Below are 13,092 nucleotides of genomic sequence, written 5' to 3' on the forward strand. Positions count from 1 at the left end.
CACCCGGGGAAGAGGATCAACGCAGGCCGCGTTGGGTCTCGTCCAGCTCTCGGATGTACTTGAAGATTTTACGGCTGGTGGCCGGCGCCTTGTTATGCGCCAGTTCGTGTTGAGCCTGTCGGATCAGGGAGCGCAGTTGCTGGCGGTCCGCGTCCGGGTACTCGGCCACGAATTTCTCCAGCACGGCGTCATCGCCCGCGATCAGGCGGTCACGCCAGCGTTCCAGGTTGTGGAAGCGTTCGTTGTACTGGCGGGTGGAGGCATCGGTTTGATCGAGCAAGGCGAGAATGGCGTCAGTGTCCTGATCACGCATCAGCCGGCCGATAAACGCGATGTGACGTTTACGCGCGATATTCGCGGTGTGCTTGGGTGCATCGGCCAGGGCCCGGCGCATTTCGTCGGTCAGTGGCAGTTTTGCAATCAAATCCTTCTTGAGCGTTGTAAGGCGCTCGCCGAGGTCAACCAGAGCATGCAGCTCACGTTTGACCTGGGATTTGCTTTTCTCCCCATCGAGGGAGTCGTCGTAAGAATCAACCATGGTGGCAGTCCGCAAAGAAACGCCGCCATGATAACCAGTCGGGGGCCGCTTGTCCGGCCCGGTCGCTCGATGGCCTTAACCGAAAGCAGAATTTGAGTGGAGAAAACCATGAGTGCAGCCCAAAGCGTCGGTCCGCAAGCGTTACCGGCACTGCAGGAACAAGTCGAGCAGATCCTTGCCGAGGCCAAGCGCCAGGGGGCGAGTGCCTGTGAAGTGGCGGTGTCGCTGGAGCAGGGGCTGTCGACTTCAGTGCGTCAGCGGGAAGTAGAGACCGTCGAGTTCAACCGCGACCAGGGCTTTGGCATCACCTTGTATGTTGGGCAGCGCAAAGGCTCTGCCAGTACCTCGGCCAGCGGCCCGGAGGCGATCCGCGAGACTGTCGCTGCCGCATTGGCGATTGCCAAGCACACCTCCGAAGATGAAAGCTCGGGCCTGGCTGACAAAGCGTTGATGGCCAAGGACTTGAAGGATTTCGATCTGTTCCACGCGTGGGACATCACGCCGGAGCAGGCCATCGAACAGGCGCTGACCTGTGAAGCGGCAGCGTTCGACGCTGATACCCGCATCAAGAACGCCGATGGCACCACGTTGAGCACACACCAGGGTTGCCGTGTGTATGGTAATAGCCATGGGTTTATCGGTGGGTACGCGTCTACCCGTCACAGCTTGAGCTGCGTGATGATCGCCGAGGCCAATGGCCAGATGCAGCGCGATTACTGGTATGACGTGAACCGTCAAGGTGAGCTGCTGGCCGATCCGGTCAGCATCGGCCAGCGCGCTGCACAGCGTGCCGCGAGCCGCCTGGGTGCGCGCCCGGTGCCCACCTGCGAAGTGCCGGTGCTGTTTTCGGCGGAGCTGGCGGGTGGTTTGTTCGGGAGTTTCCTGGGGGCGATTTCCGGTGGGAACCTGTACCGCAAGTCTTCGTTCCTGGAAGGGGCCATCGGCCAGAAGTTGTTTCCGGAGTGGCTGACCATCGATGAGCGCCCGCATTTGATGCGTGCCATGGGCAGCTCGGCGTTTGACGGTGATGGTCTGGCGACCTATGCCAAGCCGTTCGTCGAGAAAGGTGAATTGGTGTCCTACGTACTGGGCACTTATGCAGGCCGCAAACTCGGCCTGCCAAGTACTGCCAACTCGGGGGGCGTGCACAACCTGTTCGTCACCCATGGCGATGAAGACCAGGCGGCGTTGCTCCGGAAGATGGGGCGAGGGCTGTTGGTGACTGAGCTGATGGGCCACGGCTTGAACATGGTCACCGGGGATTATTCCCGTGGTGCGGCGGGCTTCTGGGTAGAGAACGGTGAGATTCAGTTCGCGGTCCAGGAAGTGACCATCGCCGGCAACATGCGCGATATGTTCAAGCAGATCGTTGCCGTGGGTAATGACCTGGAACTGCGCAGCAACATTCGCACGGGTTCTGTGCTGATCGAGCGGATGACTGTCGCCGGCAGTTGATCCTCACACGCTAAACAAAAAGGCGCGCCATCTTGCAGAGGGCGCGCCTTTTTTCATGGCCGCGTTTCAGTCCGATTAAAGTGCCACTCTTGTTTTGATTCTCAATATCATTTAATAATAAATATCATTACCGAATGAGTGTGGATCATGAGTTCTGTCCTGCATGAGGATCCGTACCTGGAAAGCTGGCGCTGGATGAGTCGTCAGATTCGCTGCGGCCTCGACCCCAATGAACCTCGCCTGATCGAACATTACCTCAATGAGGGGCGATACCTGGCGTGCTGCACGGCGACCCATCCGTGGACGATTGCCGAAACCTCGTTCCGTCTCCTGATCGACACCGCCACCGATATCGCGCTGCCCTGGCACTGGCGATCCCTGTGTTTGGACCAGGCCTGGCGCCCACTGCGCGACCTGGAAAAACTCTCCCTCTGTGCCTGCCGCCTCAAGCGCTGGCAGACCTTTGCCTGGCAATTGGCAACCTGCGAATTGCTGCCGTCTATTTCTCACTCCGACCTGGTGCAAGGATCTAACGATGAGTAACACCCGTATCGAACGCGACAGCATGGGCGAACTGCAAGTGCCGGCCGAGGCCTTGTATGGCGCACAAACCCAGCGCGCGGTGAACAACTTCCCGATCAGTCATCAGCGCATGCCGGCGCAATTCATTCGCGCGCTCATCCTGGCCAAGGCAGCGGCCGCCAAGGTCAACGTCGACCTCAAGCAGATCAGCGAAGGGCAGGGTAAGGCCATCGTCGATGCTGCCCAGGGCCTGCTCGAAGGCGACTTCATGCCGCATTTCCCAGTAGATATCTTCCAGACCGGCTCCGGCACCAGCTCCAACATGAACGCTAACGAGGTGATTGCTACCCTCGCCAGCCGTTTGCTCGGTGAGGCGGTCAACCCCAATGACCACGTCAATTGTGGCCAGAGCAGCAACGACATCATCCCGACCACGATTCACGTCAGCGCCGCTTTGGTCTTGCACGAGCAAACCCTGCCGGCCCTGCTGCACCTGGTGCAGGTGATCGAGCAGAAGGCCGAAGAGGTTCATCCGTTCATCAAGACCGGCCGCACCCACCTGATGGATGCGATGCCGGTGCGCATGAGCCAGGTGCTCAACGGCTGGGCGCAGCAATTGAAGGCCAATATCGGCCATTTGCAGGATTTGCTGCCAAGCCTGCAGGCATTGGCTCAAGGTGGCACGGCAGTGGGCACCGGGATCAACGCGCACCCTGAGTTCGCCGTGCGCTTCAGTCAGCAACTGAGCCATCTCACCGGCGTGACATTCACCCCGGGCAAAAACCTGTTTGCACTGATTGGCTCCCAGGACACTGCCGTTGCCGTATCCGGTCAACTGAAAGCCACGGCAGTCTCGTTGATGAAAATCGCCAATGACCTGCGCTGGATGAACTCCGGTCCTCTGGCGGGCCTGGGCGAAATCGAGCTGGAGGGCCTGCAGCCTGGCTCTTCGATCATGCCCGGCAAGGTCAACCCGGTGATTCCGGAAGCGACCGCCATGGTGGCCGCGCAAGTCATCGGCAACGACACCGTGATTACCGTGGCCGGCCAGTCAGGCAACTTCGAGCTCAACGTGATGTTGCCGATCATCGCCCAAAACCTGCTCGGCAGCCTCGAGTTACTCGCCAATTCCAGCCGTTTGCTGGCAGACAAGGCCATTGCGAGCTTCAAGGTCAACGAAGGCAAGCTGAAAGAAGCCTTGTCGCGCAACCCGATCCTGGTCACTGCACTCAACCCGATCATCGGTTACCAAAAGGCTGCTGAAATCGCCAAGAAGGCCTATCAGCAAGGCCGCCCGGTGATTGATGTCGCCCTCGAGCACACCGACTTGCCCCGTAGCCAACTGGAGGTCCTGCTGGATCCGGAAAAGCTCACGGCTGGCGGCGTGTAACCACCGACCCTGCTTTGGAGGCTCACCATGGAGCACTGGAAACGCACGATCGAACGGGCCAATCGCTGCTTTATGGCGGGCGAGTTGGTCGACGCTCGGGAAGCTTATTTGCAAGCCTTGGCCCTGGCTCAAGTGTTATTCGAGCGCTGGGCGGATGCCGACGAAGCAGTGGCGGCTTGCGTCATTTCCCATCACAACCTGGCGGACCTGCATTTGCGCCTGAACCAGCCGGAGGAGAGCGCGGAATACCTGTGCGCTATTCACCAACGCCTGCTCCAGACCATGCAGGACCCACGGCTGAGCCCGCAACTGCGCGAAGCGGCCTTGCGCCAGAGCAGCAAGACCTATGTCGAGCTGTTGAATTTCATCAGCGATCACGGTGAGTACCCACGTACCCACCGCTTGCTGGGCGGCACTGCGGCGCAAACGGATGCGTCGACCCGCCACAGTCCTTATTACGGAGCCCATTGAGATGACTTACACGTTGCCAGCCTTGCCCTACGCCTATGACGCCCTTGAGCCGCATATCGATGCGCAAACCATGGAGATTCACTACACCAAGCATCACCAGACCTACATCAACAACCTCAACGCGGCGGTCGAGGGCACCGAGTTTGCGGGTTGGCCGGTAGAGAGGCTGGTGTCCAGCGTGCAGCAATTACCGGAAAAACTGCGGGCTGCGGTCATCAACCAAGGCGGTGGCCATGCCAATCATTCACTGTTTTGGGCCGTGATGTCGCCAAAAGGCGGCGGCAAGCCAGAGGGCGCGTTGGGCAAGGCCATCGATGAGCAATTGGGTGGTTTTGACAGCTTCAAAGAAGCATTCACCAAGGCTGCGCTGACTCGTTTCGGCAGCGGTTGGGCGTGGCTGAGCGTCACCCCGCAAAAGACATTGGTGGTGGAAAGCAGCGGCAACCAGGACAGCCCGTTGATGAGCGGCAACACGCCGATCTTGGGGTTGGATGTCTGGGAGCACGCCTATTACCTGCTCTACCAGAACCGCCGCCCCGAATACATCAACGCCTTCTACAGCGTCATCAACTGGCCGGAAGTCGCCGCACGCTACCAGGCCGCATTGGCCTGATATTCATCCAATAACAAGATCTAAGGCCGACTATGGGCACTGAAACACTGGCGATCAGCAGCGGGCGAATGTTTCGTTATGCGTTTGGCTCGCTGCTGCTGTTGGCAGGTACTGCATTGCTGGTGGCTCACGGGCTGGCCTGGCTGGACCTCGAACCGCGCATCCTGCGGGCGTTGCAGGGCGGGGCGATTTGCGCGCTCGGCACCGCATTGGGCGCGGTGCCGGTGTTGGTGATTCGCCGGATGCCCGTCGCACTCAGCGATACCTTATTGGGGTTTGGGGCGGGTGTGATGCTGGCTGCGACCGCGTTTTCGTTGATCGTGCCGGGCATTGCCGCCGCTGAAACCCTGGGGCTCTCGCCTTGGGGCGCCAGTGGGTTGATCAGCTTCGGCATCATGCTGGGCGCCTTCGGGCTGTACCTGGTCGACCGCAAGGTCTCCGGTGCGAGCCCGGAAATGTTGGTGGGCACACCGGATAAGCCTGTGATTCCTCCACGTATCTGGTTGTTCGTGTTTGCCATCATTGCCCACAATATTCCCGAAGGCATGGCCGTGGGCGTCTCCGCAGGCGGTGGCATGCCAGATGCCGACAGCCTGGCCATGGGCATCGCTTTGCAGGATGTACCCGAAGGCCTGGTGATTGCATTGGTATTGGCCGGCGCGGGGATGTCGCGGGTCAAGGCGTTCTTGATCGGCGCAGCGTCAGGCTTGGTGGAGCCGGTATTCGCAGTGCTTTGCGCCTGGCTGGTCAGCCTGGCCGAAGTGCTGTTGCCGCTTGGGTTGGCGTTGGCGGCGGGTGCGATGCTGTTGGTCGTGACCCACGAGGTCATCCCGGAGTCGCGGCGCAATGGTCACGAAAAGCTCGCCAGCCTGGGGCTGTGCATCGGCTTCTGCTTGATGATGGTGATGGACACGGCCTTGGGATAAATCGCTTCTGTAGGAACCCGGCTTGCCGGCGATGGCGTCCTCAGGTCCAACACCTGACTCAAAGGCCTCATCGCCGGCAAGCCGGGCTCCTACAAGGGATGGGGCTATTCGCCTTCGTCGAAGTAGTTGTTGATCAACGCCACCAGTGCAGCCATGGCTTCGTCTTCCTGTTCGCCTTCCGTCTTCAGGTGAATCTTGGTGCCCTTGCCGGCTGCCAGCATCATCATGGCCATGATGCTCTTGCCGTCGACCATCGATTCCGGTGTGCGACCGGCGCGGATCTGGCAAGGAAACTGCCCGGCCACGCCGACGAATTTGGCTGAGGCACGGGCGTGCAGGCCTAGCTTGTTGATGATTTCAATTTCCAGAGCGGGCATCGCGCAGGTGTTCCTTTCAGCTAAGGTCGCGGTGGCGGACCTGGACGTTCTTGAGGGTTTGTTGCAGCACCTGGCCCAGGCGTTCGGTCAGGTAGACGGAGCGGTGGTGACCACCGGTGCAGCCGATGGCAATGGTGACGTACGCGCGATTGCTCGCGGCAAAGCGGGGTAGCCATTTGAGCAGGTAGCTGGAGATATCCTGGAACATCTCTTCAACATCCGGCTGCGCGGCCAGGTATTCGGCTACAGGCAAGTCCAGCCCGGATTGTTCGCGCAGTTCCGGCTTCCAGTAAGGGTTGGGCAGGCAGCGCACATCGAACACCAGGTCGGCGTCCACCGGCATGCCGCGCTTGAAGCCGAACGACTCCACGAGAAACGCCGTGCCAGGTTCCGGTTGGTTGAGCAGGCGCAGCTTGATGGCATCGCGCAACTGATACAGATTGAGGCTGGTGGTGTTGATCTTGAGGTCGGCGAGGTCAATGATCGGGCCCAGCAACTTGGTTTCATCCTCGATGGCTTCTGCCAGGGAGCGATGGGGGCTGCTGAGGGGGTGACGTCGGCGGGTCTCGGAAAAGCGCTTGAGCAGGGTTTCTTCGTCGGCGTCCAGGTACAGCACATCACAATGAATATGCTTGGCCCTGACCTCCTCGAGCAGTTGCGGAAAACGCTCAAGGTGGCTGGGCAGGTTGCGGGCATCAATCGAAACGGCAACCAGGGGCTGGGCCAGCTCGGTGTGGATCAGTGCGCGTTCCGCCAGCTCCGGCAGCAGGCCGGCCGGCAGGTTGTCGATGCAATAAAAGCCGTTGTCCTCAAGGACATTGAGGGCGGTGCTTTTACCCGAGCCGGAGCGGCCGCTGACGATGATCAAACGCATGATTACTGCCCGTTCTGTTCATCCAGGACAACCTGATAAAGCGCCTCATTGCTGCTGGCGCCACGCAGTTTGTCGCGTACGTCCTTGCGGTCAAGCATGCTGGCGATCTGCCGAAGCAGTTCCAGGTGCACATCGGTGGCGGCTTGCGGGACCAGCAGGACAAACAGCAGGTCGACCGGGGCGCCGTCGATGGCGTCGAAATCGATGGGAGCTTCAAGGTGCAGCAGGGCACTGACAGGTGTTTCGCAACCCTTGAGACGGCAGTGGGGGATGGCGATGCCGTTGCCAAAACCGGTGGAGCCGAGTTTTTCACGGGCAATCAGCGCGTCGAAGACATCTTGCATCTCCAGATCCGGCACTTCGCGCGCGATCAGGTTGGCAATTTGTTCGAGGGCTTTTTTCTTGCTGCCGCCCGGCACGTTCACGAGGGAACGGCCGGGGGTCAGGATGGTTTCAAGTCGGATCATGGGGGGAGAGTTAACGACCTGTACCTTGCATCAGGTGCAGATTCTTTTCCTTATGCTTTATGAGTTGGCGGTCCAGCTTGTCGTAGAGCGAGTCGATCGCCGCGTACATGTCTTCATGCTCCGCATTGGCGACGAGCTTTGCATTCGGTACGTGCAGAGTGGCCTCGATTTTCTGCTTGAGCTTATCGACCTCCATGATGACCTGCACGTTGGTGATCTTGTCAAAATGCCCTGCCAGCTTGTTCAGCTTGCTTTCGGTGTATTCACGCAGGGGTTTGGTGACTTCCAGCTGGTGTCCACTGATGTTGACTTGCATACAGCTTCTCCTTCGTTGCCAGTGCATAAAGCGGCAGGCCGGGGTGCCTGCCACTGGAACGCTGTGGCCCGCCCGTCACATCAAACGCTTACGCTCGCTGGAAGGCGCGATCCCGAGGGACTCGCGGTACTTGGCGACGGTTCGACGGGCGACCTGAATGCCTTGTGCCTCCAGTAAACCAGCGATCTTACTGTCACTCAATGGCTTTTTCTGATTTTCAGCGGCAACCAGTTTTTTGATGATCGCGCGGATCGCCGTGGACGAGCATTCGCCGCCTTCGGAGGTGCTGACGTGGCTGGAGAAAAAGTATTTCAGTTCATAAATACCCCGTGGGGTATGCATGAATTTCTGCGTGGTCACCCGGGAGATCGTCGATTCATGCATGCCCACTGCTTCGGCGATGTCATGCAGCACCAGCGGCTTCATCGCCTCGTCGCCGTATTCCAGGAAGCCGCGCTGGTGCTCGACGATCTGGGTGGCGACTTTCATCAGGGTTTCGTTGCGGCTTTGCAGGCTCTTGATGAACCAGCGCGCTTCCTGCAACTGGTTGCGCATGAAGGTGTTGTCGGCGCTGGTGTCGGCACGACGTACAAAACCGGCGTACTGCGGGTTGACGCGCAAGCGTGGTACCGACTCCTGGTTAAGCTCCACCAGCCAGCGCTCGTTGTCCTTGCGTACGATCACGTCAGGGACGACGTATTCAGCTTCGCTGGACTCGATCTGCGAACCGGGGCGTGGGTTGAGGCTCTGGACCAGCTCGATGACCTGGCGCAGGTCGTCTTCCTTGAGCTTCATGCGGCGCATGAGCTGGCTGTAGTCGCGGCTGCCCAGCAGGTCGATGTAGTCATTGACCAGGCGCTGGGCCTCGGCAAGCCAAGGCGTCTTGGCCGGAAGTTGGCGCAATTGCAGCAGCAGGCACTCGCTGAGGGTCCGGGCGCCAATGCCGGCCGGTTCGAATTGCTGGATTCGGTGCAGGACGGCTTCGATCTCGTCCAGCTCAATGTCCAGTTCCGGGTCGAATGCCTCAAGGATTTCCTCAAGGGTTTCGTCCAGGTAGCCCTGGTTATTGATGCAGTCGATCAGGGTGACGGCGATCAGGCGATCGGTGTCGGACATCGGTGCCAGGTTCAGTTGCCACAGCAGATGGCTCTGCAGGCTCTCGCCGGCGGACGTGCGGGTGGTGAAGTCCCACTCGTCATCGTCATTGCTTGGCAGGCTGCTGGCACTGGTCTGGTAGACGTCTTCCCAGGCCGTGTCCACGGGAAGCTCGTTGGGAATGCGTTCGTTCCATTCGCCGTCCTCCAGGTTGTCCACCGTCGGGGCGGTTTCCTGATAGGAGGGTTCCTGCACGTCGGAATTGGGTTTTTGCTCGATGTTGTCAGCCAGCGGGTCTGCATTGTCGAAGTCGTCGCCTTCTTCCTGGCGTTCGAGCATCGGATTGGACTCCAGGGCCTCCTGGATTTCCTGTTGCAGGTCCAGGGTCGACAATTGGAGCAGGCGGATGGCCTGTTGCAGCTGCGGTGTCATCGTCAGCTGCTGGCCCATTCTCAGGACTAGCGATGGTTTCATGGCAGGGGCTTAACACCTTATTCGCCGGCGCAATGCGCCATCCACGACAGGGCGCGTGAGCGCCAAACATAAGCAAATTATATGCCTGATATCGGGGGCTTTGCCTAGAGCGCGGTAACAATAAAAAAACTGAGGTTTTTATTGACTCCCGCGCGCGCTGGCGTTCGGCCTGACACCGCGACGCTTACAGGCGGAACTCGTGGCCCAGGTACACTTCCTTGACCAGTTCGTTGGCCAGGATGGTGGCGGAGTCGCCTTCGGCGATCAATTGGCCATCGTTGACGATATAAGCGGTTTCACAGATATCGAGGGTCTCGCGAACGTTGTGGTCAGTGATCAGTACGCCGATCCCCTTGGCCTTGAGGTGGTGGATGATCTGTTTGATATCGCCCACCGAAATCGGGTCGACGCCGGCGAACGGTTCGTCCAGCAGGATGAACTTCGGCGCGGTGGCCAATGCGCGGGCGATTTCCACACGGCGACGCTCGCCACCGGACAGGCTCATGCCCAGGTTGTCGCGGATGTGGTTGATATGGAATTCCTGCAGCAGGCTTTCCAGCTCCTTGCGGCGGCCGTCACGGTCGAGTTCCTTGCGGGTCTCCAGGATCGCCATGATGTTGTCCGAAACCGACAGTTTGCGGAAGATCGACGCTTCCTGGGGAAGATAGCCGATACCGGCGCGAGCACGACCGTGCATCGGCTGGTGGCTGACATCCAGGTCGTCGATCAGTACGCGACCCTGATCTGCCTGGACCAGGCCGACGATCATGTAGAAACAGGTGGTCTTGCCGGCACCGTTGGGGCCGAGCAGGCCGACGATCTGGCCGCTGTCGATCGACAGGCTGACGTCGCGCACGACCTGACGGCTTTTGTAGGCCTTGGCCAGATGCTGGGCTTTCAGGGTTGCCATTACTCGGCCTTCTTCTTCGGCTGGATAACCATGTCGATACGCGGACGAGGTGCGGTGACCTTGTTGCCATTGGCGCGACCGGCGTTGGCGACCTGTTTCACGGTGTCATAGGTGATTTTTTCACCTTCCGTGGTGTTGCCGTCGGTGCTGACGACCTTGGCCTGGTCAATCAGGACAATGCGGTTCTGCTGGGCGTGATACTGAATGGTCTTGCCATAGCCCTTCATCGGGGCGGTGTCGGCAGGTGCCTGCTTCTGTTCGAAATAGGCCAGGTTGCCCACCGAGGTCACGACGTCGATGTCGCCGCTCTTGGTGCGGGTCAGTGTCACCGTGTTGCCAGTGATCTTCATCGAGCCCTGGGTAATGATCACGCCACCGGTGTAGGTCGCGACGCCTTGCTTGTCATCCAGCTGCGCATCGTCAGCCTGGATGTGGATCGGTTGCTGGCTATCGTTCGGCAGAGCCCAGGCGCTCACGCTTCCCAGTGCTGCGCCCAGACCGAGCAAAATAGGGAGAGTTTTAACGAGCCTCATACTGTCCTCTTACGTTCGATAGCAGGTGTATCCTGCTTTCTTTCAAATACGCTTTCATTCCCTTGCCAGTCGATACACCGCCAGCGCCGTCGATTCTAACGTCTTGCTCGGTCTGCGCATATTGCTTCTGCGGGAATACGGTCATGCGACTGGTGGTGATCACGGTGTCGCGGTTCTTGTCGTCAGTGCGCGCAACGCGTACCGAGTCGATCAGTTCTACTTGGGTGCCGTCCGGGTTGACCTCGCCACGCTTGCTGGTGACGTGCCACGGAAACTCGGTGCCGCGATAGATGTTCATGTCGGGATTGGTCAGCAAGGTCACTTCAGTAGCCTTCAAGTGCTCGACCTTGTCCGACGTCATTTCGTACTGCACCTTGCCGTCGGGCAGGAACTGCACGCTTTTGGCGTTGATGGCGTAATAGTCGATGGCCCCGTCGTCAACCTGCGCTACAGGCTTGTCGAGGAAGCGCTCCGGGCTGATATTCCAGTAGCCCACCGCGAGGAACAGCGCGGCGATGACCCCGAATAGCAGGAAGTTGCGAATCTTTTTGCTCAGCATAAAACGCTCTATAAGTAGGCGGCGTGGGCCGCTTCAAGGCTGCCCTGGGCGCGCAGGATCAATTCGCAGAACTCACGCGCGGCACCTTCACCGCCACGGGCCGTGGTGATGCCATGGGCGTGTTCACGAACAAATGCCGCCGCGTTGGCGACAGCCATGCCCAGGCCTACCCGGCGAATGACCGGCAGGTCGGGCAGGTCGTCACCGAGGTAGGCGACCTGCTCATAGCTTAGGTTGAGTTGGCCAAGAAGCTCGTCCAGAACCACCAGTTTATCCTCACGGCCCTGATACAGGTGAGGAATCCCCAGGTTTTGTGCACGACGTTCCACAACCGGGGTCTTGCGACCGCTGATAATGGCCGTTTGCACACCTGCCGCCATCAGCATCTTGATGCCCTGGCCGTCGAGGGTATTGAACGTCTTGAATTCGCTGCCGTCTTCGAGAAAGTACAGGCGGCCATCGGTCAGCACGCCGTCGACGTCGAAAATCGCCAGCTTGATGTTCTTGCCGCGTTGCAACAGGTCGCCTGTCATTACATTACTCCCGCACGCAGCAAGTCGTGCATGTTCAGGGCGCCGATAGGGCGGTCATCTTCATTGACCACCACCAGCGCGCCGATCTTGTGGTCTTCCATGATCTTCAGCGCTTCTGCAGCCAGCATTTCCGGGCGTGCGGTCTTGCCATGAGGGGTCATGACCGCATCGATGGTCGCGGTGTGGATGTCGATGGTGCGGTCCAGGGTGCGGCGCAAGTCGCCGTCTGTGAATACCCCGGCCAGGCGGCCATCGGCTTCCAGGATAACGGTCATGCCGAGGCCCTTGCGGGTCATTTCCATCAGCGCGTCCTTCAGTAGCGTGCCGCGCTGGACGTGAGGCAATTCATCGCCTGCATGCATGACGTTTTCCACTTTCAACAGCAGGCGGCGGCCCAGGGCGCCACCGGGATGGGAGAAAGCGAAGTCTTCTGCGGTAAAACCGCGGGCTTCCAGCAGGGCAACGGCCAGCGCATCACCCATGACCAGGGCGGCGGTGGTCGAGGACGTCGGCGCCAGGTTCAGCGGGCAGGCCTCGTGGGCCACGTGAACGTTGAGGTTCACTTCGGCGGCCTTGGCCAGCGTCGATTCCGGGTTGCCGGTGATGCTGATCATCTTGATGCCCAGGCGCTTGATCAGCGGCAACAGGGTGACGATTTCGTTGGTGGTGCCGGAGTTGGACAGCGCCAGGATGATGTCATCCTTGGTGATCATGCCCATGTCGCCGTGGCTGGCTTCTGCCGGATGCACGAAAAACGAGGTGGTCCCGGTGCTTGCCAGCGTGGCGGCGATCTTGTTGCCGATGTGCCCGGATTTACCCATGCCGACCACGACAACGCGGCCTTTGCTGGCCAGAATCATCTCGCAGGCGCGTACGAAATCCGCGTCGATATGGGCCAGCAAGCCCTCTACGGCTTCGAGCTCGAGGCGGATGGTGCGCTGTGCGGATTGAATAAGGTCGCTGGATTGGCTCATGTCTGAAATCGTATAGCCTGACGAAAAGTCGGCGATTATAGCGGTAATGATCAATTCCCTCACGC

General features: G+C 59.7%; 17 protein-coding genes. 6 read left to right on the plus strand and 11 right to left on the minus strand.

Going from position 1 to position 13,092, the window contains the following annotated elements; genetic code table 11:
* Positions 1-16 precede the first annotated feature (16 nt).
* Positions 17-538, minus strand: coding sequence for a ribosome biogenesis factor YjgA (gene yjgA, locus HX803_RS19485; RefSeq protein WP_176995088.1), 522 nt, complete (start codon positions 536-538; stop codon positions 17-19).
* Between the two features lie 108 nt (positions 539-646).
* On the opposite strand from yjgA, the gene pmbA reads away from it, so the two are divergent.
* The 6 genes from pmbA to HX803_RS19515 all read left to right on the plus strand — a co-directional run bounded on the left by pmbA (position 647) and on the right by HX803_RS19515 (position 5,915).
* The gene (gene pmbA, locus HX803_RS19490; protein ID WP_178922687.1) at positions 647-1,993 is read left to right on the plus strand and encodes a metalloprotease PmbA; all 1,347 of its coding nucleotides are present in this window, start codon (positions 647-649) and stop codon (positions 1,991-1,993) included.
* Positions 1,994-2,140: 147 nt separating this feature from the next.
* Positions 2,141-2,536 (plus strand): FagA protein, encoded by a 396-nt coding sequence (locus HX803_RS19495; protein ID WP_178922688.1) that lies wholly within the window; start codon positions 2,141-2,143, stop codon positions 2,534-2,536.
* Positions 2,529-3,905 (plus strand): lyase family protein, encoded by a 1,377-nt coding sequence (locus tag HX803_RS19500; protein WP_178922689.1) that lies wholly within the window; start codon positions 2,529-2,531, stop codon positions 3,903-3,905. The genes HX803_RS19495 and HX803_RS19500 overlap by 8 nt, the downstream gene beginning before the upstream one ends.
* 27 nt (positions 3,906-3,932) lie before the next feature.
* A complete protein-coding gene (locus HX803_RS19505) occupies positions 3,933-4,376 on the plus strand; it encodes a hypothetical protein (protein WP_178922691.1) in 444 nt (147 codons plus the stop codon).
* A gap of 1 nt (position 4,377) precedes the next feature.
* A complete protein-coding gene (locus tag HX803_RS19510) occupies positions 4,378-4,989 on the plus strand; it encodes a superoxide dismutase (RefSeq protein ID WP_176995083.1) in 612 nt (203 codons plus the stop codon).
* A 32-nt stretch (positions 4,990-5,021) separates the two neighbouring features.
* Complete coding sequence (locus HX803_RS19515; RefSeq protein WP_178922693.1) at positions 5,022-5,915, plus strand: ZIP family metal transporter; 894 nt, start codon at positions 5,022-5,024, stop codon at positions 5,913-5,915.
* Between the two features lie 104 nt (positions 5,916-6,019).
* Here the strand turns inward: HX803_RS19515 and HX803_RS19520 are convergent, their stop codons facing one another.
* The 10 genes from HX803_RS19520 to HX803_RS19565 all read right to left on the minus strand — a co-directional run bounded on the left by HX803_RS19520 (position 6,020) and on the right by HX803_RS19565 (position 13,027).
* Positions 6,020-6,292 carry an HPr family phosphocarrier protein gene (locus tag HX803_RS19520; protein WP_010213120.1) on the minus strand — a complete coding sequence of 91 codons (273 nt, stop codon included), beginning with the start codon at positions 6,290-6,292 and terminating at the stop codon, positions 6,020-6,022.
* Positions 6,293-6,308: 16 nt separating this feature from the next.
* Positions 6,309-7,166 carry an RNase adapter RapZ gene (gene rapZ / locus HX803_RS19525; RefSeq protein WP_178922695.1) on the minus strand — a complete coding sequence of 286 codons (858 nt, stop codon included), beginning with the start codon at positions 7,164-7,166 and terminating at the stop codon, positions 6,309-6,311.
* A gap of 2 nt (positions 7,167-7,168) precedes the next feature.
* Positions 7,169-7,633: a PTS IIA-like nitrogen regulatory protein PtsN gene (gene ptsN, locus HX803_RS19530; RefSeq protein ID WP_178922697.1), complete on the minus strand. Its 465-nt coding sequence runs from the start codon at positions 7,631-7,633 to the stop codon at positions 7,169-7,171.
* Between the two features lie 10 nt (positions 7,634-7,643).
* On the minus strand, positions 7,644-7,949 hold the full coding sequence (hpf, locus tag HX803_RS19535) for a ribosome hibernation-promoting factor, HPF/YfiA family (protein WP_003171804.1): 306 nt from the start codon (positions 7,947-7,949) through the stop codon (positions 7,644-7,646).
* Positions 7,950-8,024: 75 nt separating this feature from the next.
* Positions 8,025-9,518: an RNA polymerase factor sigma-54 gene (locus HX803_RS19540; RefSeq protein ID WP_176995080.1), complete on the minus strand. Its 1,494-nt coding sequence runs from the start codon at positions 9,516-9,518 to the stop codon at positions 8,025-8,027.
* Between the two features lie 184 nt (positions 9,519-9,702).
* Positions 9,703-10,428, minus strand: coding sequence for an LPS export ABC transporter ATP-binding protein (gene lptB, locus HX803_RS19545; protein WP_016974288.1), 726 nt, complete (start codon positions 10,426-10,428; stop codon positions 9,703-9,705).
* Positions 10,428-10,961, minus strand: a complete 534-nt coding sequence (gene lptA / locus HX803_RS19550; protein ID WP_178922699.1) for a lipopolysaccharide transport periplasmic protein LptA — start codon at positions 10,959-10,961, stop codon at positions 10,428-10,430. The genes lptB and lptA overlap by 1 nt, the downstream gene beginning before the upstream one ends.
* Entirely contained in the window at positions 10,948-11,520 is a 573-nt protein-coding gene (gene lptC, locus HX803_RS19555; protein ID WP_178922701.1) for an LPS export ABC transporter periplasmic protein LptC, read from the minus strand. Before lptC ends, lptA begins: the two co-directional genes overlap by 14 nt.
* 8 nt (positions 11,521-11,528) lie before the next feature.
* Entirely contained in the window at positions 11,529-12,053 is a 525-nt protein-coding gene (locus HX803_RS19560) for an HAD family hydrolase (protein ID WP_178922703.1), read from the minus strand.
* A complete protein-coding gene (locus tag HX803_RS19565) occupies positions 12,053-13,027 on the minus strand; it encodes a KpsF/GutQ family sugar-phosphate isomerase (RefSeq protein ID WP_178922705.1) in 975 nt (324 codons plus the stop codon). The genes HX803_RS19560 and HX803_RS19565 overlap by 1 nt, the downstream gene beginning before the upstream one ends.
* Positions 13,028-13,092: the final 65 nt, after the last annotated feature.

Origin of the sequence: Pseudomonas sp. P7548 (assembly GCF_013386585.1) — a bacterium.
Classification (GTDB): Bacteria; Pseudomonadota; Gammaproteobacteria; order Pseudomonadales; family Pseudomonadaceae; genus Aquipseudomonas.

Bases quoted from the DNA above. Each gene is read 5' to 3' on its own strand.
- HX803_RS19540 (WP_176995080.1), bottom strand. From the start codon at position 9,518: ATGAAACCATCGCTAGTCCTGAGAATGGGCCAGCAGCTGACGATGACA.
- lptA (WP_178922699.1), bottom strand. From the start codon at position 10,961: ATGAGGCTCGTTAAAACTCTCCCTATTTTGCTCGGTCTGGGCGCAGCA.
- lptC (WP_178922701.1), bottom strand. From the start codon at position 11,520: ATGCTGAGCAAAAAGATTCGCAACTTCCTGCTATTCGGGGTCATCGCC.
- HX803_RS19510 (WP_176995083.1), top strand. From the start codon at position 4,378: ATGACTTACACGTTGCCAGCCTTGCCCTACGCCTATGACGCCCTTGAG.
- HX803_RS19515 (WP_178922693.1), top strand. From the start codon at position 5,022: ATGGGCACTGAAACACTGGCGATCAGCAGCGGGCGAATGTTTCGTTAT.
- lptB (WP_016974288.1), bottom strand. From the start codon at position 10,428: ATGGCAACCCTGAAAGCCCAGCATCTGGCCAAGGCCTACAAAAGCCGT.
- HX803_RS19565 (WP_178922705.1), bottom strand. From the start codon at position 13,027: ATGAGCCAATCCAGCGACCTTATTCAATCCGCACAGCGCACCATCCGC.
- hpf (WP_003171804.1), bottom strand. From the start codon at position 7,949: ATGCAAGTCAACATCAGTGGACACCAGCTGGAAGTCACCAAACCCCTG.
- HX803_RS19520 (WP_010213120.1), bottom strand. From the start codon at position 6,292: ATGCCCGCTCTGGAAATTGAAATCATCAACAAGCTAGGCCTGCACGCC.
- HX803_RS19560 (WP_178922703.1), bottom strand. From the start codon at position 12,053: ATGACAGGCGACCTGTTGCAACGCGGCAAGAACATCAAGCTGGCGATT.
- ptsN (WP_178922697.1), bottom strand. From the start codon at position 7,633: ATGATCCGACTTGAAACCATCCTGACCCCCGGCCGTTCCCTCGTGAAC.
- rapZ (WP_178922695.1), bottom strand. From the start codon at position 7,166: ATGCGTTTGATCATCGTCAGCGGCCGCTCCGGCTCGGGTAAAAGCACC.
- HX803_RS19500 (WP_178922689.1), top strand. From the start codon at position 2,529: ATGAGTAACACCCGTATCGAACGCGACAGCATGGGCGAACTGCAAGTG.
- pmbA (WP_178922687.1), top strand. From the start codon at position 647: ATGAGTGCAGCCCAAAGCGTCGGTCCGCAAGCGTTACCGGCACTGCAG.
- yjgA (WP_176995088.1), bottom strand. From the start codon at position 538: ATGGTTGATTCTTACGACGACTCCCTCGATGGGGAGAAAAGCAAATCC.
- HX803_RS19495 (WP_178922688.1), top strand. From the start codon at position 2,141: ATGAGTTCTGTCCTGCATGAGGATCCGTACCTGGAAAGCTGGCGCTGG.
- HX803_RS19505 (WP_178922691.1), top strand. From the start codon at position 3,933: ATGGAGCACTGGAAACGCACGATCGAACGGGCCAATCGCTGCTTTATG.